Below are 23,461 nucleotides of genomic sequence, written 5' to 3'. Positions count from 1 at the left end.
ATTGTAAAATCCCTTGCCCAACGGGCAAGGGATGCAGGTCACATTGAATGTCAACCTTACTTGGTTAGTTCCTCCATTTGTTCAATCAATTCCTTGAACACACTCATGGCTTCACGAATTGGCTGTGGTGTAGACATATCCACACCTGCTTTTTTCAGAATGTTAATGGAGTAGTCACTGCCACCGCTCTTCAGGAAACCGAGATAACGGTCAACAGCTGGTTGGCCCTCTTCCAGGATTTGCTTGGAGAAGCTGGTCGCTGCGGAGAAGCCTGTAGCATATTTGTATACGTAGAAACTGTTATAGAAGTGGGGAATACGAGCCCATTCCATCTCGATATCTTTGTCAACAACCATGTCTTTACCGTGATATTTAACGTTCAGATCATAGTAGATCTCGGACAACAATTGTGGTGTTAAGGCGTCACCTTGTTCCGCACGTTCGTGAATGATTTTCTCAAATTCAGCAAACATAGTCTGACGGAATACCGTTGTACGGAATTGGTCGGCGTAATAGGTCAGCAGATACAATTTTTCCTTTGGATCTGTTGATTTGTTAAGCAGATAATCCATCAGTAACGCTTCGTTGGTTGTGGATGCAACCTCAGCCAGGAAGATGGTGTACTGGGCATCACGATACGGAAGTGTTGTATCCGAGTAATGTGAATGCAGAGCGTGACCCATTTCATGTGCAAGTGTGAACATGCTGTTCAGGTTATCTTTGTGATTCAACAAGACATACGGGTGAGTGCCGTAAGCGCCCCAGGCATATGCGCCTGAACGTTTATTTTCATTCTCATATATATCGATCCAGCGGTTATCATATCCAGTCTGCAATGCATCTGCATAGTCCTTGCCGAGTGGTTTCAGACCGTCTTTGACGGTTTGTTTCGCTTCCTCATAGGTAATATCCATTTTGTACTCGTCTACGAGTGGAGCGAACAGGTCGTACATGTGCAATTGATCCACACCCAGCAACTTTTTGCGCAGGTTCATATAACGATGCAATAACGGAAGGCTCTCGTGAATCGTGTCTACCAGATTCGTATACACATCCGTTGGGATGTTATCTCCATATAAGGACATTTCCATTACGGAAGGGTACTTCCGAACATTAGCATAGAACATATTTTTGGTTACATTTGCATTCAAGGCAGCCGCAATCGTGTTCTTCTGTTTGGCATAGGTTTCGTATACCGCTTTGAAAGCACGTTCGCGAACTTCACGATTAGGATTCTCAAGGAACTGAATGTAGCTGCCGTGTGTCAGCTCGACTTCGTTACCATGTTCATCTTTGATTCTTGGAAACTTGAGATCGGCGTTATTCAGCATGCTGAAGATGGTCTGTGGTGCTTGTGAAAGGTTGCCTACCTGTGCAAGCAAAGCTTCTTCTGCTTGGCTAAGAACGTGAGCTTTTTCCCGTTTCATCTCTTCCAGAGTAAACGTGTAAGCAGAGAGTTTTTCGTTAGCAATAAATGCGTCCAACTGATCATCCGGAAGGGAAAGAATCTCCGGTGTTACAAAAGAAAGTGCTTCACCAACCCGTACGCCTAATTTCTGGGCTTTTTGGGACAGGTTTTGATATGTAGGATTAGCTGTGTCTTCATCTTGATGCATACGTGCATATACAAAGAGGCGTTCTATTTTTAGGCTGATCTCATCTTCGAATTCGAAGCAAGACTTGAGTACATCAGGTTGACCTAGTTTACCTTGAAATTCGGAGGCCTTCTTGGTCAAAGTCGATACTTCTTCATATTCCTGATCCCAGGCTTTCTGATCGGCAAATAAATCTTCCAGTTTCCAGCTATGCTCAGCCGGCACCTCGGAACGTTTCAATAATTGACTCATGGAAATCCTCCTTTGATGATCTGATGAATGTATGGACGAAGCTGCCTTCGTCTCGCTTGCCTGTGCGGAGAGAGACGAAGGAATCAGACTAAGTACCAGTATAACAGATAGAGATTTCTGGTATTTCAACGGCCTTCCTCCTTACGATACGAATAATCTCGTATAGTATGACCTGAGGTACGTTGAAATATTTGAGTATCAGGGTTCCTTGTGATTAGGTTCCCATGTTATACAAGAAATAAACGATCAGGAAAAAGGCGAAACAAATGAGCAGGGTAGCAATAAGCGCCATTCCACGTCTCAGTCGATCCGGGATAGAATTGCGTCCCAGAATAAGCACAATACCAAGGGAGAAGGCAAGGATGATAAAAATGACGACATTGCTTGAGTCAAGCTGCATGGGTTAGACCCCTTTGAAGGCAGCCATCAATTGACGCCATTCATCCTCGCGGTTCTCAAAATCTGCTTTTGGGAAACGGCGTTCAGCCCAGTGCATTAAAGCAGGACGGCTAAGGAAAGTATGGCATTCTTCGCCCCACTCTTCCGAAATTTCTCGCAGTACGAGATATTTGCCTTGAACTTCTACGGTCATCATATTCCACTTGTCTGTTTTGTATATTTCATGTTTTTTTATCATAGGTAGTCTCCAAACTAACGGTTTTGGTAAAATGATACCGTACCCTACGATTCAAAGCAAATTTTTTCGACATTTATGGAAAGATAAATTGCAAAATGGAAGCCCATACAGTATAATATGGGTATTCGCCATAGATGGCGATATTTTTAGGAGGTTTTTCATTTGAAAGGTACAGTTAAATGGTTTAACGCAGAAAAAGGCTATGGCTTTATTTCAGTTGAAGGCGGCGAGGACGTATTCGTACATTTCTCCGCAATCCAAGGAGACGGCTTCAAAACATTGGAAGAAGGTCAAGCGGTAGAATTCGAAATCACTGATGGAAACCGTGGTCCTCAAGCAGCTAACGTAAACAAACTGTAAGAATTTTTCCGGTCAACGGACTTCTTATACATGATAAATTTGTAGCTGAAAATTATGAACCCAAGCACAGTCCCCCAAGGGAGACTGTGCTTTTTTTGATTCTAAATTTCCGGTGTAAGTAACGGATGAATACGGTTCAGGTTTCCTGGGTGTTCAAGACACACGATTGGTCATGCTGGACCATAACTTCAATCCGAAACCGATCAGTGCAGCCAGGGAGAAAGCCATAGCGGTGAGATAGAAGGTCTGTCTGCCCGCATGTTCCAGCAGCAGTCCGCCCAACGTTCCACTAAGCAGTCCCGAAGCACTGGACCAGACAATGGTGAACAAAGCCATACCTGTAGCCCTGTAGCCATCCGGAACCAGGCGAATGATATAACGGACTGCCGTAACGTAGAAAATACCGAAGGTCACACTGTGCATCGTCTGTATCGCAACGACAGCTGCAGGTGTATCGGATATGGACATGAGAAGCAAACGAACTGTATACATCAGTGCAGCAAAAGCAATGAGCGGCAGTTCCTTATAACGGTTTCCATACTTGCTCAGCAGCAGAAATATGGGGATTTCACTTACAGAAGAGATCAGCAAAGACCAACCGATCAGCCCCTCACTCGCACCCAGCTCTTTCAGCGTGATGGTTAGAAAAGCTTCGTTCATCCGATGCCCCATGGCAAGCAAAAATACACAGCCAAAAAAGGTGAGCACCTCTCTGCGTTTCAAAATAGCCCATAGCCCCGATAGATCCATTTTGCTACTACTTCCCGAAGGTTGATCCTTCAATTGAAAACTGATCAATAGTGTAGTGGCAGCAAGACCAACGCAAACCCAGATCGTCCAGGCTGGCCCAAAAGATCCAAGGAAATACCCGATACTTAATGCGAAGAAGGCATAACCGATCGATCCGAAGACTCGAATGGAAGTGAAATTACGACCGTACTTGCTGGCTGTAGTAATCGCCATCGTATCCGAGAGTGGATAGACCGGATAATAGAAAAAGTAAAACAGGGTGACTAGTACAAATACCTGCCCGAACGTTGTTGCATTGGCAAGCATGATGCCTGTGATCAATTGACCACCAAGTAGAATAATCATCACTTTGCGTACTGTTTGGTAGCGGTCGCTGGCCATGCTCCAGAACATATTGGAGAATACAGAGATGAGGGGGCCAATCCCGTAGAGATAACCAATCTCAGCCCGACTGAAGCCCAGATGACTGAAGTACAGCTGGAAGTAAGAAACCACCAGAACGGTGGAACCGAAGATGGTGAACATGAGAGCCCGCAGCCAGTTCTGATCCGGGCGGGCGTTGTGACTTAATTTCATGATGAGAGACTCCAATCCTGATCACAGTTCAATGATTTTATTACCCTTTCAGGGTTGATGATTTACCGGTAGGTGGTGTTGACATTGTAGGTTCCTGCTGCGTGCGCCGGATGACAAGCCAGACAATGATAAGTTCAGCGAGCAGGCCAAGGGATTGGGCTACAGCGCCAATCATGCCGTTCCACGCAGGGAAAATACTAACAAGTATAAGCAGCACGATTACCGTGCAGATTGCATTCGCGGTTTGCGAACGAAACATCGTTTTTGTCTGACCGCGAAGCAGAATGAGGCCGTTGCTGAAATCCAGAAAAGGGAAGATCAGCGGAAATAAGACGAACGCACGCAGTGTCCACAGACTTTGTTTCAACAGTTCGCCCTGAACGCTCATGACATTTTCGAGTACCCAGGGTCCCAAGGGGGTATAGGCAATCGACACCATCATCGCAAACGGAATAAATCCGGTGACAAGTGCAAATTTTCGTACCAGTTTGGCGTCCACAAGGTAGAAATTCAGCACGATCTGATGAATGTATGTAAAGAAGCTTAGCATCAACTGCATCAGACTGCTTGCTATGGCAAAGGATGAAATGGCCAGTGCGATCCCGGTCGTTTTGCCAAGTACGATGTTAATGACGGGTCCTATAAACAGGGCTACAAAGCTGGATAACAGCAGCGGCTTATAAAAGCGAAATACGTCTCCCCTGCTCTCGACGGGATGATCCTCAAGCTTGGCTGGCATCTTGCGCTTGATGCTGTTTCCCTCCAGAAAGCTGACGAGCGCTTCAATCATCATGCCCGCAGCAAAAATGATAGCGCCTACACGTCCACTGTCAATGCTGTCTGTGTAGATGAAATACAGGGATAGGCCGTACATGCCGGCTAAACGGAATATCATGCCGATGGTTAACCACTTGGTTCGGTTATTCGTAATGATGATTCCCTGATAGATGTTGCGGATTACTGAGAAGATACTCACATACATGAGAATTTCATATACGTCGATGACTTTGTTCAGCAGATCCGGACTTACACCAAACAGATATTTGAACACCCCGGTACCAACAGGAGAATATACGATGAGAAAACCAATGAGAAGTACACAGGCAAGAAATATTTTGGTCACAAACGTGAGGGCCTGAAAAGATAGGCGATCGCGAACCAGCGCGGAACAGGTTTGCCGCAGCAGGGTGGAGGGGCGTTCCGTGAGGGTTAACAAGCTACCGGCGATGGCATAGCTGGCAATCACCGTCTCGGGATGAGCGGAACGTGCTAATGTGCTGTTTATAATAACGTGAGAAATGGTGACGAGAGAGGCGGAAATGCCAAGTGGCACAAAAAAAGAAAATAACCGTCTCCACGAAAGTGATTCACTTGACGACATGTCAACGACTCCTTTGATGGATGAAATATGCCTAGTATATCACAAAGCTTTGAGCGCGGATGCGATTTTTTGTGCGGAATATGCGGCAGATCATTTGTACAATTAAGGGGATCATATTATAATAGGAATGGTTAAAAATCGCTCTAATACGTATTCAACCAAGTGGAGGCACATTTATTTTGAGCCAATCAAATCGAAAACGTCATCAATATCCGCGTGGACCGCTGGCATTGATGAGAGGGGTGTACAAATACACCATTCCGGAAACACGGAAGGCACTGAATGGATGGCGTGCTCAGGCTGAGGCGATTCCGAATGAGGAATTACGTACGCAGGCACTTGCCAGTCTAAAGGATAAGCAGTTTCACTGTGAAGGCGGAACCGTCTACGCGTTAGCTGATTTGCCAAACAGACACATTCTGATTCCGCTGATCGTTTCATATCAAACTATTAGTGATTATTTGGACAATCTGTGCGACCGCAGCACATCGATGGACCCGGATGACTTTCGTCTTCTCCATCAATCTATGCTTGATGCGGTAGATCCCGAAGCAATTCCCGTCAATTATTATGCCCTCCGTGAGGAGCAGGATGACGGTGGATATCTGCGGAATCTGGTGACCACATGTCAGGAACTGACCCGTCAGTTACCAGGCTATGCGTCCGCCAAGCCCCAAATTCAGGATCTGGCAGGCCTATACACGGACCTGCAGGTATATAAGCATATCAAGCCGGAACTGAGAGAAACGGCACTGCTCGAATGGTGGTCGGAGCATCGTCATCGCACACCTCAGTTTCGTTGGAACGAATTTGCTGCTGCGACTGGCTCTACACTGGGCGTTTTCATGCTGTTTTTGGCTGCGAGTGACGATCAGTTGACTGAAGAGCAAGCGGCCTCGATCCACACGGCCTATTTCCCACATGTATGCGCATTGCACATTATGCTCGATTATTTAATTGATCAGGATGAGGACCGCATCGGGGGAGATCTCAACTTCTGCAACTATTATGAGAATGTAGAGACCATGCTGGACAGAATTGCTTTTATTGTGGAGATGGCACGCAGCGATGTGCAGAAGATCCCGGGAAGTTCCTTTCACCGGATGATCATCGAAGGACTGATTGCCATTTACCTGTCTGATCCCAAAGTCAGCGAACAGCAGGAAGTTCGCGTCGTATCCAAACGTCTAATGAAGAATAGTCCGATGACGAGAATATTTTTCTTCATTTTCAGTCGCTGGATACGGAAAAATATGTAAGTCAGGTGTAATATTGCGGAGCCTGAAGTGAAACTAGAGGAGGAAGAAACATCATGACAGCAGTAAAGAAAATCGCAGTTTTAACGAGCGGTGGTGATTCGCAGGGGATGAACGCGGCCGTTCGTGCGGTTGTTCGCAGCGGACTGTTTCACGGTCTCGAAGTATATGGAGTTCAACGTGGATACCAGGGTCTTTTGAATAATGACATCTTCCCAATGGATTTGCGGAGTGTAGGGGATATCATCCAACGTGGGGGAACGGTTCTTCAATCGGCACGTTGCAAGGAGTTCTATACCGCTGAAGGTCAGCAAAAAGGTGCGGACATTCTGCGTGCGCGCGGCATTGACGGTCTGGTTGTTATCGGTGGGGATGGTTCCTACAACGGAGCAAACAAACTGAGCAAACTGGGCATTAACACAATGGGGTTGCCAGGAACAATTGATAACGATATTTCATTCACCGACTATACGATCGGATTTGATACAGCTGTAAGCATAGTGGTTGACGCAGTAAACAAATTGCGTGATACGATGTCTTCACACGAACGTTCTTCTATCGTTGAAGTTATGGGTCGTCACTGTGGGGATATCGCGCTGCATGCCGGACTTGCTTCGGGTGCTGAAACCATTCTTGTGCCGGAAGTTCCGTTTGACATGGACGAAGTGGCAGATCGGATGAAAGCTAACTTTGCACATGGTAAACGTCACAGTATTATCATCGTTGCAGAAGGCGTGGGCAAGGGTGAGGATGTAGCGAAAGAACTGATGGAACGTTGCCCGACGTATGAGCCACGTGTAACCGTTCTGGGTCACATTCAGCGTGGGGGTACGCCAACACCTTTCGACCGTAACCTGGCGAGCCGTCTGGGCGACTTCGCTGTTCGTAGTCTGATCGCAGGCGAGACAGACAAAGGTTGTGGCATTATCAAGGGTGAACTTACCCTGACGGATATTGATAAAGTAGTTAATACGAAAAAAGACTTCGATATGGAGACTTACGAGCTTGCACAACGTTTGTCCCAATAATTCGATTCATAAGCAAAGAGCACAATCCCGCATGAACGAGGATTGTGCTCTTTTTATTGTTTCACGGCGTGCGAAAATCGATGTTACGCCGTGCGCAGTGCGGCTTGTTTTTGTACCCGAAAGAGTCTCCAGAGAAGTGCTGTTGCTCCTACAGCAAGGCCGGCAATGAGTCCGATCCAGTATCCGAAGGCACCGAGAGAAGTATATGTAGCAGTTAGATAACCAACAGGCAAGCCAATAATCCAATAAGCTACGAACGTAATGATTAGTGCCGGATTAACATCTTTGTAACCACGCAATGCTCCCTGGGTCGGTGTAGCAATGGCATCCGAGATCTGAAAGAAAATGGCGTAAATGAGGAAATGCTGCGTAAGTGCAATAACCTCTCGATCGTTCGAATACACGCCTGCAATCTGTTCGCCGAACACAATCAACACGATGGCTGTCAGCAGTGAGAGTATGATGGCTCCACCAATGCCGAGCAGACTGTATTGTTTGGCATCTTTCAAACGCCCTGCACCTGCCTCAAAGCCTACAAGTATCGTAAGAGCCATACATATGCTCACAGGCAGCATGTAGAGCGTAGAAGCGAAGTTCAGAGCCGCCTGATGGGCAGCGATTGTTGTGGTGTCAAAACGGCTCATCATTAAAGTCACAGCAGCAAAGATGGACGTTTCAAAAAAAGTTGCGAATCCAATCGGAATCCCGATCTTGAGTAACTCTTTCCACTTGGCCAAGGATACGCGGGTCCACTGACGGAAAATGCCGTATTGGGCGAAAGGTTCCATCCGGTGGACAAAAAAGAGACTAATGAGAAAGATGAGCCAGTACGTACAAGCTGTAGCGACTCCAGCACCAACGCCGCCCAATTGTGGGAAGCCCCAGCGGCCGAATATCAGCAGATAATTTAGCAAGATATTAACAGGCAGGGAGACCAGCGTAATGAACATTGTAGTTCGCGTCTGACCTAGTGCATCCATGAAGCTGCGCAGCACGGTATATCCGAAGAGCGGGATGATGCCAAAAGCGAGTGCGCACAAAAAATAGAAGGCGACTTGAGCAACCCTTGGCTCCAAAGGCATCCCGTTCAGTACAGGGCCAAGTATCAAGGACCCGGCTCCGATAACGACGAGACTGACAGCAATTCCAAGATACAACGCTTGTATGACGTTATACCCGATCTGATCATTACGTTTGGAACCTAACAGATGGGATACGATGGGTGTAATGCCAATTAGAATCCCGCTTAGTCCAGTTTGAACTGGCATCCACAGACTTGTGCCGATCGCAACACCTGCAAGGTCGGCCGGGGAAAACTTGCCTGACATATTCGTATCGAAGAACGACATGGCAGAGAGGGCGATTTGAGTGGTGAAGATGGGCAAAAATATAATCAGGAATTGCTTCACTTTTTGTGAAAAACTTGTTGTGTTCATGTTCACTGGCAGTGCCTCGCTATTCTAAAATGATGTCATCGGGGTGTCATATCTGGACAGCTATTCATTGTAGTGGATTTTGTCCGTTTTGAATAGGGACAGAAGCAAAGGAGAGGCACAATCGAGAAAGATGAACATGAAAAAACCTCGTTCCGCCAGAAGCGGAGCGAGGTTGGATGAATACAAAAATATGCAAAAGTGCCGATTACTTATATTGTACACCGGATGTATAACGATTGGACGCATTCCAGAGCAGATATTCATGCACATCCATGTCTTTCATTGCTCTAATCTGGTCTTCCACTTGTTTCTTGCCATACTTGATATAATGCCCACTTCCCAGCCAGCTTGCTGTGAAGTCCTGAATCCACGGACGAATGACGGGTTTGAGCTCTTTGGTAGGGTCCAGTTTCTTGTGTGTGTCTTCCATCGAGCCCTTGATCGTGGTGTAAGGATCTTTGTCAGGGTCCTTCACCCCATACCATCCCGTTGAATAGTGACTAGGGTATACCATCGGTGAGATCACGTCCACATTTTCGGATATTTTAACAAAATCCTGTCCAATGCCTTCAGCTGCAGGTACAGAAGCGGCATAACCGAAAATGTCCACTGAAACACGAACACCTAGCGGGGCTAACTCCTTGCGTGCATATTGCACGAATTCAGCTACAACATCGACCCGTGACTTGTCGGACTTGGTATATTTCAGTACATCGGCTCGAGTTTCGAAACCTTCCGGGAAACGAACGTAGTCAAATTGAATCTCTTTGAATCCAAGTTTGGCTGCTTCCTTCGCAATCTCGATATTATAGTCCCATACTTCCTTGCTGTACGGATTCACGAAGCTGTCGCCTTTGCCATTCGCCCATACAGATCCATCCTTATTTCGGAAGGAAAGCTCTGGATTTTGCTTGGCAAGAATCGTATCTTTGAATACAACGACACGTGCAATCGGGTAGACGTCATGTTTTTGCAACCGTTTCATCAAGGCATCGATATCCCGAATAAAGGGTTGGGATTTGCCCATTTTCTGTAGCGCTTTGTTTTCTGTGGGATAAGTTATGTATCCAAGATCGTCTTTGATATCAATGACCATGGCATTCAGTTCGGTACTGTCTGTCAGTTCCAGCAATTCTTTCATACGTGCGCCGCCAGCGCTGTAGGCCGTTACATAAATACCTTTGACCACAGGTGCGTCAGGTTGAGGATCAATTTTGGCAGGTGGGTTATCGGCATCAATAACGACCTGATCTTTTTGAGATTGGATAATTGCGGTGTTAAAACTGTTGGTTAACGATTGGAACTGGGGATTTCCCTGATCTGCTACTGCGGGGGCACCACCAAAGCTTCCAAAGGCCATAGCCAATAAAGCCCAAAACATGTTCATTCATTTCCACTCCCTTATGTGCATTCCATGTATGAATTATACATTAAAGCCTCCGGGCTTTTAACCATATTAAGCAAGTAATGAAACACATGGAAAAAATGAAAACCGCTTCCTGCTGAGGAAATCCCCTGCAAAAAGCGGCGTGATCAATCTGAAAAAAATTATTGAATGTAAATCTCATTTTGATGCTCACAAATACTGTACTGAATGATTTCCATTGCGTCTCCCTGTTCCAGGATGCCCAGCCCATCCCGGAGGACAATCAGTGAGTCGAGTTCATTCGGTTTCAAGAAAGGGAGCATTTCCGGGCACCATCTGTTGACAATTTCAAACAGTTTTACCGTTTCCATATCCACATTAATCACCCTTTCCTACTCGAATTCCAAAATGGTAAGTCATTCGGTGCATTCGGGAAAGCATATGGCCTGTGAAATTGAAGGGTTGAACCTGCTATACAACATATTTAGGAGCCGTACACCGTTATTATACCACAATGTTGTGAATTGTTAACCGTACAGGTGTCTTAACTTCTGCGAAATGAGCCCATAACACCAACCGTTTCCACTATGTTAACAAAAGCATTTGGATCTGTATCCTTGATAATACGTTTAATTTCAACCAACTCGTAGCGGGTGGTAACGGTCATGAGCATGTCCTTTTCAATATCCGTGTATGCTCCCTGAGTCTTAATTTTGGTAACTCCACGAGGCCGAACAAGTAATTTTTTTAACATAGCTTCGGTTTCGTTGGTGATAATATACAGGGTTACTTTGACGTGACTGATATGGATCAGATCAAGCACTTTGCCTGTAATGTAAATGGATACCATGGAGGCCAAGGCTGTATTCCAATTGTCACTCAGGTATCCTGCAAGCATAATAATCGAACCGTTCATGCCGGCCATCACTGTACCAATCGGAAAATCTCGTTTACGCGTGAAAATGGACCCAACAATGTCGAGTCCTCCTGTGGAGCCGCCGACTCGAAAGGAAACACCAGTACCCATTCCAATAAGCACACCACCAAATACAGAACTAAGTAAAGGATCTGTAGCCACAGCAAAAACAGGCAGGAGCGCAATGAACCAAGAAGTGGCTGCTACCGAAAGAATACTTAATGTAATGAAGCGTCGTCCAAGAATAAACCAACCTGCAATGAGCAAGGGAATGTTAAGAACAAAATACATTATACTAAGATTCAACGTTGTAAAATAACCCAGAAGCATTGAAATACCGGACACCCCGCCGCTTAAAAGCTGATGGGGGACCAAGAACCAGTTAAAGCCGCAAGCAATCGCTGCAGCACCCAAAATGATCACTAAAGAGTGCCAAATTATTTTGGGCAATTTAATCACCTCATTTATATTTAAAACCAGATTGCTGGTAATCTTGAATTGTTTTGTGATATAATGATTTGTGGATATTCTTGAGTAGGAAACTTTTCCCAAATGGAACGATAAAATTTGAAATGTTTCAAACACATGTATGTAGTTTTAGTCTTATGTTGGGGACCCATTCATGGAATTATAATCGTTCGTGAAAATAATTTGCCCAGTTGGGATACCCTATAAATATTAACGCTACTTAAGAATACAGACAACAAAGTGGATTGTCCACCATGTCCACCATATAAAAGGAGTATGAATAATTTTGACAAATTTAAATTTCTCAGATTTCAATCTTGAACCGCTGGTGCTGCAAGCCATCACTGAGCTCGGGTTTGAAGAAGCAACACCGATTCAATCCAAAGCAATTCCTTTGGCACTCGAAGGAAGAGATTTGATTGGTCAAGCACAAACAGGTACAGGTAAAACTGCTGCATTCGGTATTCCGTTGATCAGCAAAATCACCAAAAGTGACGAAAAAATCCGCGCCCTCATTATGGCACCTACACGTGAACTTGCAATCCAAGTTGCAGAAGAGATCGAAAAACTCACTCGCTTCAAAGGTCTGCGCTCCCTGCCAATCTATGGCGGACAAGATATCGTTCGTCAGATTCGTGCACTGAAAAGAAAACCACAAATTATCATTGGTACACCTGGACGTCTCCTTGACCACATCAACCGCAAAACAATCAAACTTGATGATGTACAAACTGTTGTATTGGATGAAGCAGATGAAATGCTCGACATGGGTTTCATGGAGGATATTCAATCTATCCTGAAACAAGTACCAGACGAGCGTCAAACGATGCTGTTCTCAGCAACAATGCCTCCTAACATTCAAAAATTGGCTCAACAATTCTTGAACAACCCTGAACACGTATCTGTAATTCCTAAACAAGTAAGTGCACCATTGATCGACCAAGCTTACATTGAAGTTCCTGAGCGTCAAAAATTCGAAGCACTTAGCCGTTTGCTGGATATGGAATCTCCTGAACTGGCGATCGTATTCGGACGTACTAAACGTCGTGTTGATGAATTGGCTGAAGCTCTGCAAAAACGTGGATATTCTGCTGATGGTCTCCATGGTGACCTTTCCCAGAATCAACGTGATACAGTAATGCGTAAGTTCCGTGACGGCAGCATTGATGTACTCGTTGCAACAGACGTAGCTGCACGTGGTCTCGATGTATCCGGCGTAACTCACGTTGTGAACTTTGACCTTCCGCAAGATCCGGAGAGCTATGTTCACCGTATCGGTCGTACAGGTCGTGCGGGTAAAGAGGGTGCTGCTTGGTCCTTCGTTACACCGCGTGAGATTGATCACTTGCACTTCATTGAGCGTGTAACACGTCACCGTATTCCACGTAAACCACTGCCAACAATGGCAGAAGCGGTTGAAGGCAAACAACGTTTGACAGCAGAGCGTTTGCTGGAAATCGTACAATCGGGCGAATTGAACGAATACAAAGGTATCGCGATTCAAATGCTTGAGCAATATGATTCTGTTCAACTGTTGTCGGCTGCTCTGAAGCTCCTGACAGGTGACAAAAAAGATGCTCAAGTTGACCTGACTCCTGAAGATCCAATCCGTGCGAAGCGTCGCAAACCGGATGTTCGCTCTGGCGGACGTAAACCATCTGGCTATAGCGGTAACCGCAGCAGTGGTAGCGGCGGCAGTGGTGGTGGCTACAACCGTGATCGCAACAGCAGTGGCGGCGGACGTGGTGGCTACAACCGTGATCGTAACAGCGGCAGCAGCACTGGTGGCGGAAGCAGAGAAGGTGGTTACAACCGTGACCGCAAACCTCGTCCAAGCTCCAACGAAGGACGTCGTCCAGCGAAAGATTCCTCTTTCGAGTAATATAAATGTGTGAACAGGAAATGGAGCAGGCAACTGCTCCATTTTTTTATTTTCAATTGGCTAATTTCTCTTTTGCTCATTATCAAAAGCAATGGTCAAAGGCGGAGCGGATCTCTTTTCGGGAAGTACTGGCTTTTCCTATCTATAATAAGGTATATTAATATTAGACTTCAGGTAATACGCAAGGCTGCGGAGGAGGAGAAATGTTTGGAATTTAAAGGAGCTATGGGTGGGATCTACCGGCTTACAGAGTGGATTACGAGACTGGCCGCAACCAATCTGTTGTGGGCTATTTGTTCGTCTCCGTTCTTGTTTTTCTTGATTATGAAACTGCTCGTTATGCAGCAGAACCTCGCCAACGAATCATTGCAAATGAACTGGGCTATAGCCATTGTGGCACCGCTTACACTGTTCCCGGCGACGTCGGCGCTGTTTACGGTTGTTCGTAAATGGAATATGGGGGATACGGATGTGCCGATCTTCCGTACGTTCTTTGTAGGTTACAAGGAAAACTACAAGCAAAGTTTAATCGGGGGCATTTTCTACACATTGTTGTTTGCGATAATGTATCTGGATTACACCGTGTACATGACGCAGTTCCGCAACATGCAGCTCGTGGGAATCATTATGCTTGTGCTGCTTCTCTTGTTATTTGTATCACTCTTTAACTTTTTCTCGATGGTTGTACATTATCACATGTCCATTGGACTCATTATCAAAAATGCAGTACTGTTAACGCTGATCAGACCATTCCGTGTATTTTCCACATTGCTTGGAAGCGGTCTGCTGTTCTACATTGGTTTCCGTTATCCGGTCTTGTTCGTCTTCTTCATTATCAGCATCATTGCTTGGTTCGCATTCTTTAACTTCTACGCTACCTTCAACAAGATGCAGGAGCAGATGGAGAAGATGCAGCTGAAGAAGGAAGAAGAGGAAGCTGCTGCGCTGGCTGAACAATCAGCAGAGAATGGTGAAACATCTGAGCCATCAGACGACAAAAACATTACATTGCAAAAATAAAACATGATGAATCGCCATTTACTTTTTACACAGTTAGGGATATAATAATTGTACATCCTGCGATGTACGTTTCGGTTATTCGTTGTTTTGAACCAATGATGATGTCTTCGGGAGATCAACACAGAATGTTGCTGAAAAGCCCTGTCTATACGACATGGGGACTTCAAAAAGCATTTTTGCGGTCACCCACCTGCCAAGCAGGTTCATAAGACAATGTAGCCGGACGGCATAGGCGGGTTCCTAAATTTTCATGTACAACACCCTGACTTTTCCTCTTCTGAAGGAATTTCAGGGTGTTTTTAAGTTGTGATGAATGGTTTTGATTGGTTTTGTGATAAATATGATGCTTGCCCTTTTGTTACTACTTGAACAATGTTACACTAAGATACATAAATGGAACGGTTACATTCAAAGGAGGAAGGGTCTTGACCTTAAAGAGAACGCTCGTCGGTATCATCCGCAGCATGGAGGGGACCAGCGATCGAGCCAAGGATCCCAAATTAAAAACACGGTATTATAACTTATCTAAAGACAGAGCTTGGGAAGAGGTTTCTTCAACACTCAAAAAAATTCCGGGTTATAAAGTGCTGCACGAAGTGCCTTCTGTTGGAGAAGTTATACTGGAGAAGCGGACTACCTTTGGACGGACGATGGATATTACAGTTTCCATTATTTCGGTAAGTCCTGTTCGTAGTGCGGTGGATATGTATTCAGCTTCACGTGGTTCACTTGGAGACTTGGGTTCGAATTATCGCACAATTATGAACTTATTCTCTGTACTGGATAAGAAGCTAAGCAAGTATAAAGCGAATGATTGAAATAGATGATAAATAACAAAAAGCGAGTGAAGGCTAACCTTCCTCGCTTTTGTTCTGAACGTGTGGTAACTTCTACAGCAAAGCTTTTACAGCAGCGATGGCTTGTTCGAAGTTAGGGGAGTCTGTCATTTCAGGCAAATACTCCACATATGTAATCCGGTCTTCGGCATCCAAAACAAAAATGGAGCGCATGTCGAGTTGGAATTCTTTGATCAGAACGCCGTAGTCTTCACCGAAAGAACGTGTTTTGTAGTCTGACAATGTAACTACGCGGTCAACACCAGCTGCTCCACACCAACGGGCTTGAGCGAACGGAAGGTCAACGCTTACTGTCAAGACAACAACATTGTCTCCGAGATCTCCAGCTTCAACGTTGAAACGACGAGTTTGCGCATCGCATACGCCAGTATCCAGGGAAGGAACAACGCTGATTAATTTGATTTTGCCTGCGAAGTCTTTCAGGGAAGCATCTTCAACCAGGTTTTTGCTCAGAGTAAAATCAGGTGCTTGATCGCCCACTTTCAGTTCGGGTCCGATCAATGTAATAGGGTTGCCTTTGAATGTGGCTGCGCCTGTACGTTCTTGTGTCATAATAATGTTCCTCCTTATAAATTGGTGATCCGTGCCAAAATCCATTATAATCTTTTATGAAAGGCATTGTCCAATTCGGACATGTACCATTACGATGGATCAGAGATGTAAGTCCGATCTGAACAGGGTGGAGTGAAAGAAGAAATTTATGATATTTATTCGCTATGAGAATTGGAAAGGTTATTTGAAGTATTTCCCTTTGACGTCGATTTTTTTAATTGCCAATGTTGTGATGTTTATTGTGTTAACGGTGAACGGTGGCTCAACGAACAATATGGTGCTGCTGAAATTCGGGGCACTTACGAATCATGAACTGTTCGCACAGGAGTGGTGGCGTTACATCACATCCATTTTCCTGCATGCGGGCTTCAGTCATTTATTGTTTAACAGCTTTGCGTTAATTGTATTTGCACCACCAATGGAACGGTTGCTCGGGTCGGTAAGGTATGGTGTATTGTACCTGGGTGGCGGTGTGTTGGGTAATATCCTTGCTGTTGCATGGTACAACTCGATTGGGAGTATTACCATCTCCGTAGGTGCTTCAGGAGCGATCTATGCCGTCTATGGTGCATTCCTGTATGTAGCGCTGTTCCAGCGAACGATGATGGACGAGGCTTCGCGCAAAACGATGTACACTTTGCTTTTGTTCGGGATCATATTCTCCTTCGCCATGTCGGGCATCAATTGGATGGCACATCTCGGAGGGTTGTTGGGCGGATTCTTTATTTACGGACTGTTGATCAGGCTGTGGAAACCCCGCAGCTTAAAGCGGTAGTCAGAACGTTCTCAAGATGGAATGCAATCAAGGATAAGTAGGGTATAACAGATTGGAGCGATCAGGCGAGTGGAATTAAGACAGTTGCATTACTTTTTGAAAGTGGCACAGAAGGAACATGTAACACAGGCTGCTGAAGAGTTGCATGTGGCACAGTCGGCGGTGAGTCGTCAGATTCATCAGCTGGAAGAAGAACTGGGCGTGGACCTTTTTATGCAAAAGGGACGAAACCTGCAGTTGACTGCAGTGGGACAGCTTTTTTGCAAACGAATTGAAGGCATATTAAAAGATTTGGACAAAGCAGTCGGGGAAGTTCATGAGTTTCTTGACCCGGAGCATGGGGAGATTCGAATTGGATTCCCGCATAGCCTGGGGATTCATCTCATTCCTTCCGTTGTGGCTGCTTTCCGTCAGCGCTACCCTAACGTGAAATTCAGATTCAAGCAGGGAATGTTCCCTACACTAATTCGTGATGTGTTATCAGGAGAGGTAGACTTGGCATTCATTTCTCCTTTTCCAGAGAAGCATGATCAAGTAGATGGTGATATTGTACTCACGGAAGAATTACATGCCATCCTTCCTCCGAATCACCCGTTAGCTGGTGAAGAGACTATTGCGCTTGAACAACTCAAGGATGATAAATTTGTATTGTTTAGCAAAGGTTATTCTCTTCGTCCTATTGTGTGGCATGCCTGTCTGGAAGCTGGGTTTACACCCAAGATCGCTTTTGAAGGCGAAGAGACCGACACCATCCGCGGGTTGGTAGCTGCGGGCATGGGGGTCAGTCTCCTGCCTGAGATGGCACTATTCCAGACGAACCCGTTGCAACCGGCACATGTCGCCATCTCCCATCCCAAAGTAACACGGACCATTGGGTTAATTCACCGTGCGGATGACAAATTGCCGCTGGTTGCCCAGTCCTTTCGTTCGTTTTTGCTTCATTATTTTGGTTTACAACAGAACAATACCCCATCCGATTAACGGTGGGGTATTGTTTTTGTGTTATTGAGTTTTTAATTAATCGCGGCTGTTGAAGATTCCGATGTAACGGATCAATTCAAGCAGTGAGATCAGCGCTGCAGCAACGTAAGTCAAGGCTGCGGCATTCAGGACTTTTGCAACACCTTTTTCTTCTTCATTACGGATGTACCCTTCGGATACCATAATCTCTCTAGCGCGATTACTTGCATTGAACTCAACCGGTAACGTGATGAGTTGGAATGCTACAGTTACAGAGAAGAAGATGATACCGATCCCTACAAGGTTCATGGCATTGAAGATGAATCCTGCAATCAACAGGAATGGAGCTAATCCAGATGCAAAGTTCACAATTGGGAAGATCCGGTGACGCAGTGCCAGCATTGGATAACTTTCTTTATGCTGAATGGCGTGGCCAACTTCGTGACACGCTACCGAAACAGCTGAGATTGAGTTTTCATAATATACTGGTTCTGATAAACGTACAACCCGATTGATCGGATCATAGTGATCAGAGAGTGTACCACGTACAGGTTCAATTGGAACATCATGCAGGCCGTTAGCATCAAGCATCTGGCGAGCGGCATCGTAACCAGTCATTCCGTTCTGATTCGGTACCTCCGACCAACGTCTAAATGTACCTTTAACGCGAAATTGCGCCCATAAAGAGAGCAAAAAGGCGATAATGATCAATACGAACATACCGTTATTAAAACTCATATTCATTCCTCCGCTTTCTAAAAATAAGCTACATCATGGTGTTCTCAAGCAAGATTTTAAGTGCCTCCATTGTACCGGCACTTTTGGTGAGAAGTCCTGCCATCATTTTACGTGCTTGTACAGGTTTCATCTCTCCAAGTAGCGGTTTGAGTTCGTTAACCTCTCGCTCAAGTTGTTGTACATGAAGCTCCAATGTTGTCAATTTGCTGGCAACTTGTTCTTCTGTACTAACCAGACGCCACTTCTCAAGAGATTGCTTAATCTCGTCGAGACTATACTTCTCTTGTTTCATCTGTACAATACGTTCAAGCCTCGTTAAAGTTTCATTACTATAGAGACGATAATTTTTTTGTGTACGTTCTTCGGGAGCGATCAGTCCAAGCTTTGTGTAATAATCAATCGTCCGTTCACTAACACCAGCGGTCTTGGCGAGTTCGCCAATCCGAAAAAGTTTCATATCCCCAATGATATTCACCTCGCTTGCAAGTTCAAATGTAGGGAATTGTAGTTTCCACTTGCGAATTTCTATACTACGCCCAATTTTTCTTACTAATAAGTATGATACATGATCTTTAACCGTACAGTCAAACGTTATGCTTTGGCAATCAGCATACTGCATTTCTATATCTATGTACTCATAGAATGTGATTATGTACTTAAGTGCAAGAAAAAGACGTATGACTTTATTCCCAGAAATAATTTTCAGATTTGATGAAAATACTCTTGTCAACTTTCCTCTCTTCTGCTTATAATGACATTAAGAGTTTCACGTTATGTGAAGAAACTTAACATAAGAGGGAGTGGGGTATATGAGAAAGAAATGGTTGGTTTCCATGTTAGTAATGCTTACTTTGTTCGCTTTTCCGGTCAGCGCATTTGCGGCTGCGGAGGGTCCGACTAACATTGAACTTCAAAGTGGTTTGAACTCAGCCTTTACGTTTCTGGCTGTGGTGCTCGTGTTCTTGATGCAAGGGGGATTTGCTTTACTCGAAGCGGGTTCAACACGGATGAAGAATGCAGGACACATTGCGGGTAAGACCATCCTGACATTGGGAATTTCAGTAATTGCCTTCTGGGCTTTGGGCTTCGGTCTTGGTTTCGGTAATGGTAACAGCTTCTTTGGAACAACAGGATTCTTCCTGAGTGGTGACAAGATGGCTGCTTCCTTCGAATCACTGGCTTTCTCCGATGTTCCACTGACTATTAAATTTGTATTCCACCTCGCCTTTGCGGCGGTATCTCTGGCCATTGCCTGCGGTGGTATGGCTGAACGTGCAAAGATGAGCGTATATATTGTTTTCGGTACACTGTATACCATTATCATGTATCCGGTTGTTGCTCACTGGGTATGGGGCGGCGGCTGGTTGGCTGAGCTGGGTATGCAAGACTTTGCGGGATCGACAGTTGTTCACTTGACTGGTGCGACTGCAGCATTGGTAGCTACGATCTTGTTGAAACCACGTATTGGTAAATATAACAAAGACGGTAAACCTAACATCATTCCAGGTCACAACCAAGTGTATTCCGTACTCGGGGTTATTATCCTCTGGATCGGTTGGTTCGGATTCAACCCAGGTAGTACATTATCTGCCATGGGGGATGGGTTCTTCGGTTATGTTGCATTGACTACTAACGTAGCTGCTGCAGCCGGTGGTGTTGCTGCGCTGTTGATCTCATGGGCAGTACTTGGTAAGTCTGATATTCCTAGCATGTTAAACGGTGTGCTTGCGGCACTCGTTGCGATTACAGGAGCATGTGCATTCGTTGAACCTTGGGCGGCTCTAGTTATCGGTGCTTTGGCGGGTATCATCACATTCTTCACAGCACAGTACTTCGATCGTAAAGGAATTGACGATCCAATCTACGCTTTCTCCGTGCATGGTATTGCTGGTATGTGGGGTGCGATCTCCACAGGTTTGTTCGCTACTCCTGAACTTGCCGAGAATGCTGGTGTAGGTCAAGCGGGTCTGTTCTATGGCGGAGGCTTCCACCAATTGGGCGTACAACTTCTAGGTCTGGCAGGTGCTTTTGCCTTCGTACTGGTGATGTCCTTCATTATTCTGGGCGGAATGAAAGCGATCATGGGCATCCGTGTTACTGAAGAAGAAGAAACAATGGGTCTGGATATCAGTGAGCACGGTACTTACGGATACCCTGAACAAATGAAAAATGTAGATTCTAAATCGGGTGGCGGTACGTTCAGCTCCTGAGGTGAATCATGCTGAAACATGCTTCAAGGAGGCTGGACATGATGGAACCCATCTCGTTTACAAACTATTCCTGGTCTTATCAGGGAATCGATGGTGCGGTGTCTGTTCCAGAACTGCGCCAGGCACGTGTGATATTACAGAATGAGCTCCAGGAATTGTTGTCCGCTTCCTTGTCGCCAATCGAGTGGTACCAGACGGTAAATGAACTGCATGACCGGATTGCACGGAAAGCAGTAGAGTTATGCATTCAGGGGATGGTTGAGGAAGGCTTCGGCCAACCTCCCGTCCCCTATGCCTTTATCGTATTTGGCAGTTCTGGCAGGGAAGAAGCAACGTTATGGAGTGATCAGGACAATGGCATGATCATTAGCGATATCCCGCATGAGGGTAAAGGGGAATACTTTGCCGAGCTTGGACAGCGAATGACGGATATCTTGGAAGGGCTTGGCTACGCCAAGTGCGAAGGAAAAGTCATGTGTTCAGAGCCACTGTGGAGAAAAACGCTGGCGTCATGGAAGCAACAATTAGCAGAGTGGAGTGCGGATCTGAATTGGGAGCCAGTTCGTAATCTGATTATCGCTTCAGACATGCGTTTTGTTGCGGGGGAGCAAAGTCTGGCAGAGGAATGGATCACGAGTTTTTATGAACAGTTCAGACTCGTTCCTGAACTTTCGGATGCAGTTCTTCGTAATACGGTTAAACACAAAGCTACATTAAATGTACTTGGACGTGTGGTCACAGAACGATTTGGTGAACATGCAGGCGGATTTGATGTCAAGTATGGTTTGTACATTCCGCTTGTGAACAGTGCCCGTTATTTGGCTTTGCACCATGGGATCAAGGAGTCATCTACGTTAAAAAGAATGGAGAGACTGACTTCACTTGAGGCTGTTCCGTTTACATTACTGGATGCATGTCAGCGGGCCTTCATCACCGCTTTGAAGTTTCGTAGAAGTACACCGGTTGTCATCCAAGGGAATTTGCAAAATAGCAGTGGGTTCCTGGATGAGAAGCAGATGAAGCAAAAACAGATTCATTATGAGCTCAGGGATACGCTCGGGTTGGTACGACGAGTGCATCGTGCTTTGCAAAGACAGTTGCGTTTTGCAGAAAGGAGACGTCCATGAGAGAGCCGGCAAGGGGCAATACAGGATTCTGGAATTCGCTGCGTCAGGGAGGGGTTCCTTCCGCCATCGCTTCCATTATGGGAGCCCCTACGGCGCAACACATGGCGTTTATCCGCTCTATGATGAGAGAACAGCGCAGACCTGAGGTTCTGCATACGCCTCTTAATGAGCTGGACGCAGTTGTATTTGATCTGGAAACGACGGGTTTTTCACCCCAGCATGGGGATGAGATTATCTCATTTGGTGCGGTCCGTATACATGGTGGTGTGGTGCTGGAAGGAGAACAGTTCTATACGGTTGTACAGTCCAAGACTGAGGTTCCGGAACATATTACTGAACTTACAGGTATTACACAGGAGATGACGATGGACGCGCCAACTTTGCTGGAGGGATTACATGATTTCATGTCTTTTGTAGGAGGAAGTGTTCTGATTGCACACGCAAGTGCGCATGATCGAGCCTTTCTGAATGCTGCTCTGTGGCGGACTTCAAAAGTAAGACTGACGCATCGTTTAATTGATACGATGATGTTGGCCCGCTGGCTTGAACCAAGCAGGCCGGGGTATGGTCTGGATGAATTACTGGAATCCAGAGGCATTCCGATCTATGGGCGTCACCATGCACTGGAAGATTCGAAAATGACAGCACAGTTATGGTCCTGTTATCTGGAGGACATGATGCGTAAAAATGTGGAGACCCTGGGTGATTTGTATACTCAGCTAAGTCACGCATAACGGAACGTGAAGCAGATGGTATGAAGGCGCAACGCGGTGTGCCTGATCCTGCGATTCCTTCGAGGATACAATCTGATAACCGTTCAGATGCATATGAGATCGCAACCCGCTTGTTAGGTCAGGTGAGCCGATGAGGTACATCTGAAGCATACCGGCGAAGGCGGGAAGAGCTTGCATGTCCTCTAAGGAAGGAACAGGCCTGGTCTGCGGATGAGAATGGAAGATGCCAATGAGCTTAGGTTCGGAGAATACGCACCGAATCCATTCGGCATCGTCCAGAGCAAAATGGTGCAGCGGGTCAGGTGCTACGTTACGAATGGGCTGAAACCGACTGATTCGTATACCGCCCGCTGCGGTTTCACCCAGCATAACCCCGCAGGCTTCTTGCGGCAGCGAAAGGAACATGTGCTTTGACATCTCTTGTTCTACGTAAGAAGGGATGTAGAAGGTGTTCTGCTGTCCGTGAAGTGCTGCCATTTGTATTCACCCCTCTCTCTTTGGCTCCTGCTTTGGCAGGAGTCCTTTTTCATTTTATTTTCTGTGATGCGGATTGTAAAATTTTAAAGGAAAAGGGTACAATATTAA

At 45.7% G+C, this 23,461-nt stretch carries 24 protein-coding genes and 1 other RNA gene; 12 read left to right on the top strand and 13 right to left on the bottom strand.

Annotated features, from left to right (window positions below; all coding sequences use genetic code 11):
- Positions 1 to 56: 56 nt before the first annotated feature.
- From pepF to AB4111_RS06325, 3 genes are all read right to left on the bottom strand, one after another.
- Positions 57 to 1,847 carry an oligoendopeptidase F gene (gene pepF / locus AB4111_RS06335; RefSeq protein ID WP_442030865.1) on the bottom strand — a complete coding sequence of 597 codons (1,791 nt, stop codon included), beginning with the start codon at positions 1,845 to 1,847 and terminating at the stop codon, positions 57 to 59.
- A 214-nt stretch (positions 1,848 to 2,061) separates the two neighbouring features.
- The gene (locus AB4111_RS06330; protein ID WP_047842378.1) at positions 2,062 to 2,247 is read right to left on the bottom strand and encodes a hypothetical protein; all 186 of its coding nucleotides are present in this window, start codon (positions 2,245 to 2,247) and stop codon (positions 2,062 to 2,064) included.
- 3 nt (positions 2,248 to 2,250) lie between these two features.
- On the bottom strand, positions 2,251 to 2,484 hold the full coding sequence (locus AB4111_RS06325) for a hypothetical protein (protein ID WP_017689395.1): 234 nt from the start codon (positions 2,482 to 2,484) through the stop codon (positions 2,251 to 2,253).
- Positions 2,485 to 2,646: 162 nt separating this feature from the next.
- Here AB4111_RS06325 and AB4111_RS06320 point away from each other — a divergent pair, with 162 nt between their 5' ends.
- Positions 2,647 to 2,844 carry a cold shock domain-containing protein gene (locus AB4111_RS06320; RefSeq protein ID WP_017689394.1) on the top strand — a complete coding sequence of 66 codons (198 nt, stop codon included), beginning with the start codon at positions 2,647 to 2,649 and terminating at the stop codon, positions 2,842 to 2,844.
- Positions 2,845 to 2,997: 153 nt separating this feature from the next.
- Here the strand turns inward: AB4111_RS06320 and AB4111_RS06315 are convergent, their stop codons facing one another.
- Both AB4111_RS06315 and AB4111_RS06310 read right to left on the bottom strand, forming a co-directional pair.
- Positions 2,998 to 4,170: an MFS transporter gene (locus tag AB4111_RS06315; RefSeq protein WP_253433319.1), complete on the bottom strand. Its 1,173-nt coding sequence runs from the start codon at positions 4,168 to 4,170 to the stop codon at positions 2,998 to 3,000.
- Positions 4,171 to 4,210: 40 nt separating this feature from the next.
- Complete coding sequence (locus AB4111_RS06310) at positions 4,211 to 5,551, bottom strand: multi antimicrobial extrusion protein MatE (protein WP_442030864.1); 1,341 nt, start codon at positions 5,549 to 5,551, stop codon at positions 4,211 to 4,213.
- Between the two features lie 179 nt (positions 5,552 to 5,730).
- On the opposite strand from AB4111_RS06310, the gene AB4111_RS06305 reads away from it, so the two are divergent.
- Together AB4111_RS06305 and pfkA are read left to right on the top strand one after the other, a co-directional pair.
- A complete protein-coding gene (locus tag AB4111_RS06305) occupies positions 5,731 to 6,810 on the top strand; it encodes a tetraprenyl-beta-curcumene synthase family protein (protein ID WP_175623655.1) in 1,080 nt (359 codons plus the stop codon).
- Positions 6,811 to 6,863: 53 nt separating this feature from the next.
- On the top strand, positions 6,864 to 7,835 hold the full coding sequence (pfkA, locus tag AB4111_RS06300) for a 6-phosphofructokinase (RefSeq protein WP_253433325.1): 972 nt from the start codon (positions 6,864 to 6,866) through the stop codon (positions 7,833 to 7,835).
- A gap of 83 nt (positions 7,836 to 7,918) precedes the next feature.
- Here the strand turns inward: pfkA and AB4111_RS06295 are convergent, their stop codons facing one another.
- The 4 genes from AB4111_RS06295 to AB4111_RS06280 form a co-directional block, all read right to left on the bottom strand.
- A complete protein-coding gene (locus AB4111_RS06295; protein WP_442031590.1) occupies positions 7,919 to 9,271 on the bottom strand; it encodes an MATE family efflux transporter in 1,353 nt (450 codons plus the stop codon).
- A gap of 205 nt (positions 9,272 to 9,476) precedes the next feature.
- Complete coding sequence (locus tag AB4111_RS06290) at positions 9,477 to 10,658, bottom strand: putative glycoside hydrolase (protein WP_442030863.1); 1,182 nt, start codon at positions 10,656 to 10,658, stop codon at positions 9,477 to 9,479.
- Between the two features lie 161 nt (positions 10,659 to 10,819).
- Complete coding sequence (locus tag AB4111_RS06285; RefSeq protein ID WP_029880762.1) at positions 10,820 to 11,008, bottom strand: hypothetical protein; 189 nt, start codon at positions 11,006 to 11,008, stop codon at positions 10,820 to 10,822.
- Between the two features lie 173 nt (positions 11,009 to 11,181).
- Positions 11,182 to 12,003, bottom strand: a complete 822-nt coding sequence (locus tag AB4111_RS06280) for a YitT family protein (protein WP_091017520.1) — start codon at positions 12,001 to 12,003, stop codon at positions 11,182 to 11,184.
- Between the two features lie 304 nt (positions 12,004 to 12,307).
- Between AB4111_RS06280 and AB4111_RS06275 the strand changes: the two genes are divergently transcribed.
- The 4 genes from AB4111_RS06275 (at position 12,308) to AB4111_RS06260 (ending at position 15,741) form a co-directional block, all read left to right on the top strand.
- Positions 12,308 to 13,903, top strand: coding sequence for a DEAD/DEAH box helicase (locus tag AB4111_RS06275; RefSeq protein ID WP_253433332.1), 1,596 nt, complete (start codon positions 12,308 to 12,310; stop codon positions 13,901 to 13,903).
- A 207-nt stretch (positions 13,904 to 14,110) separates the two neighbouring features.
- A complete protein-coding gene (locus AB4111_RS06270) occupies positions 14,111 to 14,923 on the top strand; it encodes a YesL family protein (RefSeq protein ID WP_017689383.1) in 813 nt (270 codons plus the stop codon).
- Between the two features lie 51 nt (positions 14,924 to 14,974).
- Positions 14,975 to 15,166: non-coding RNA, 6S RNA (gene ssrS / locus AB4111_RS06265), on the top strand.
- A gap of 182 nt (positions 15,167 to 15,348) precedes the next feature.
- Positions 15,349 to 15,741, top strand: a complete 393-nt coding sequence (locus AB4111_RS06260) for a DUF1499 domain-containing protein (RefSeq protein ID WP_017689382.1) — start codon at positions 15,349 to 15,351, stop codon at positions 15,739 to 15,741.
- 72 nt (positions 15,742 to 15,813) lie between these two features.
- On the opposite strand, the gene tpx is transcribed toward AB4111_RS06260, so the two are convergent.
- Positions 15,814 to 16,332: a thiol peroxidase gene (tpx, locus tag AB4111_RS06255; protein ID WP_253433335.1), complete on the bottom strand. Its 519-nt coding sequence runs from the start codon at positions 16,330 to 16,332 to the stop codon at positions 15,814 to 15,816.
- 148 nt (positions 16,333 to 16,480) lie between these two features.
- On the opposite strand from tpx, the gene AB4111_RS06250 reads away from it, so the two are divergent.
- Both AB4111_RS06250 and AB4111_RS06245 read left to right on the top strand, forming a co-directional pair.
- Positions 16,481 to 17,107, top strand: a complete 627-nt coding sequence (locus AB4111_RS06250; protein ID WP_253433339.1) for a rhomboid family intramembrane serine protease — start codon at positions 16,481 to 16,483, stop codon at positions 17,105 to 17,107.
- 69 nt (positions 17,108 to 17,176) lie between these two features.
- A complete protein-coding gene (locus AB4111_RS06245) occupies positions 17,177 to 18,088 on the top strand; it encodes a LysR family transcriptional regulator (RefSeq protein ID WP_062833647.1) in 912 nt (303 codons plus the stop codon).
- Positions 18,089 to 18,124: 36 nt separating this feature from the next.
- Here the strand turns inward: AB4111_RS06245 and AB4111_RS06240 are convergent, their stop codons facing one another.
- Positions 18,125 to 18,805, bottom strand: coding sequence for a zinc metallopeptidase (locus AB4111_RS06240; RefSeq protein ID WP_036609646.1), 681 nt, complete (start codon positions 18,803 to 18,805; stop codon positions 18,125 to 18,127).
- A gap of 28 nt (positions 18,806 to 18,833) precedes the next feature.
- Entirely contained in the window at positions 18,834 to 19,262 is a 429-nt protein-coding gene (locus AB4111_RS06235) for a MerR family transcriptional regulator (RefSeq protein WP_017689377.1), read from the bottom strand.
- A gap of 352 nt (positions 19,263 to 19,614) precedes the next feature.
- On the opposite strand from AB4111_RS06235, the gene AB4111_RS06230 reads away from it, so the two are divergent.
- From AB4111_RS06230 to AB4111_RS06220, 3 genes are read left to right on the top strand one after another with little or no spacing between them, the layout of a single operon-like run.
- Positions 19,615 to 21,015, top strand: coding sequence for an ammonium transporter (locus AB4111_RS06230; protein ID WP_253433342.1), 1,401 nt, complete (start codon positions 19,615 to 19,617; stop codon positions 21,013 to 21,015).
- 41 nt (positions 21,016 to 21,056) lie between these two features.
- Positions 21,057 to 22,142 carry a DUF294 nucleotidyltransferase-like domain-containing protein gene (locus tag AB4111_RS06225; RefSeq protein ID WP_442031589.1) on the top strand — a complete coding sequence of 362 codons (1,086 nt, stop codon included), beginning with the start codon at positions 21,057 to 21,059 and terminating at the stop codon, positions 22,140 to 22,142.
- Positions 22,139 to 22,876, top strand: coding sequence for an exonuclease domain-containing protein (locus tag AB4111_RS06220; RefSeq protein WP_442030862.1), 738 nt, complete (start codon positions 22,139 to 22,141; stop codon positions 22,874 to 22,876). Before AB4111_RS06225 ends, AB4111_RS06220 begins: the two co-directional genes overlap by 4 nt.
- On the opposite strand, the gene AB4111_RS06215 is transcribed toward AB4111_RS06220, so the two are convergent.
- Positions 22,862 to 23,353, bottom strand: coding sequence for a Mov34/MPN/PAD-1 family protein (locus tag AB4111_RS06215; protein WP_442030861.1), 492 nt, complete (start codon positions 23,351 to 23,353; stop codon positions 22,862 to 22,864). The genes AB4111_RS06220 and AB4111_RS06215 overlap by 15 nt on opposite strands.
- Positions 23,354 to 23,461 lie beyond the last annotated feature (108 nt).

This window comes from Paenibacillus sp. 2KB_22 (assembly GCF_052115745.1).
In the GTDB taxonomy this organism is placed as follows: Bacteria; Bacillota; Bacilli; order Paenibacillales; family Paenibacillaceae; genus Paenibacillus.
Note: the sequence above shows the minus strand (reverse complement) of the source record. Positions and strands in the feature narration are given on the sequence as shown.

Coding starts and splice junctions, on each gene's coding strand:
- AB4111_RS06250 (WP_253433339.1), top strand. CDS start 16,481: ATGATATTTATTCGCTATGAGAATTGGAAAGGTTATTTGAAGTATTTC.
- pfkA (WP_253433325.1), top strand. CDS start 6,864: ATGACAGCAGTAAAGAAAATCGCAGTTTTAACGAGCGGTGGTGATTCG.
- AB4111_RS06315 (WP_253433319.1), bottom strand. CDS start 4,170: ATGAAATTAAGTCACAACGCCCGCCCGGATCAGAACTGGCTGCGGGCT.
- pepF (WP_442030865.1), bottom strand. CDS start 1,847: ATGAGTCAATTATTGAAACGTTCCGAGGTGCCGGCTGAGCATAGCTGG.
- AB4111_RS06310 (WP_442030864.1), bottom strand. CDS start 5,551: ATGTCGTCAAGTGAATCACTTTCGTGGAGACGGTTATTTTCTTTTTTT.
- AB4111_RS06325 (WP_017689395.1), bottom strand. CDS start 2,484: ATGATAAAAAAACATGAAATATACAAAACAGACAAGTGGAATATGATG.
- AB4111_RS06330 (WP_047842378.1), bottom strand. CDS start 2,247: ATGCAGCTTGACTCAAGCAATGTCGTCATTTTTATCATCCTTGCCTTC.
- AB4111_RS06225 (WP_442031589.1), top strand. CDS start 21,057: ATGGAACCCATCTCGTTTACAAACTATTCCTGGTCTTATCAGGGAATC.
- tpx (WP_253433335.1), bottom strand. CDS start 16,332: ATGACACAAGAACGTACAGGCGCAGCCACATTCAAAGGCAACCCTATT.
- AB4111_RS06240 (WP_036609646.1), bottom strand. CDS start 18,805: ATGAGTTTTAATAACGGTATGTTCGTATTGATCATTATCGCCTTTTTG.
- AB4111_RS06230 (WP_253433342.1), top strand. CDS start 19,615: ATGAGAAAGAAATGGTTGGTTTCCATGTTAGTAATGCTTACTTTGTTC.
- AB4111_RS06235 (WP_017689377.1), bottom strand. CDS start 19,262: ATGAAACTTTTTCGGATTGGCGAACTCGCCAAGACCGCTGGTGTTAGT.
- AB4111_RS06285 (WP_029880762.1), bottom strand. CDS start 11,008: ATGGAAACGGTAAAACTGTTTGAAATTGTCAACAGATGGTGCCCGGAA.
- AB4111_RS06295 (WP_442031590.1), bottom strand. CDS start 9,271: ATGAACACAACAAGTTTTTCACAAAAAGTGAAGCAATTCCTGATTATA.
- AB4111_RS06220 (WP_442030862.1), top strand. CDS start 22,139: ATGAGAGAGCCGGCAAGGGGCAATACAGGATTCTGGAATTCGCTGCGT.
- AB4111_RS06215 (WP_442030861.1), bottom strand. CDS start 23,353: ATGGCAGCACTTCACGGACAGCAGAACACCTTCTACATCCCTTCTTAC.
- AB4111_RS06290 (WP_442030863.1), bottom strand. CDS start 10,658: ATGAACATGTTTTGGGCTTTATTGGCTATGGCCTTTGGAAGCTTTGGT.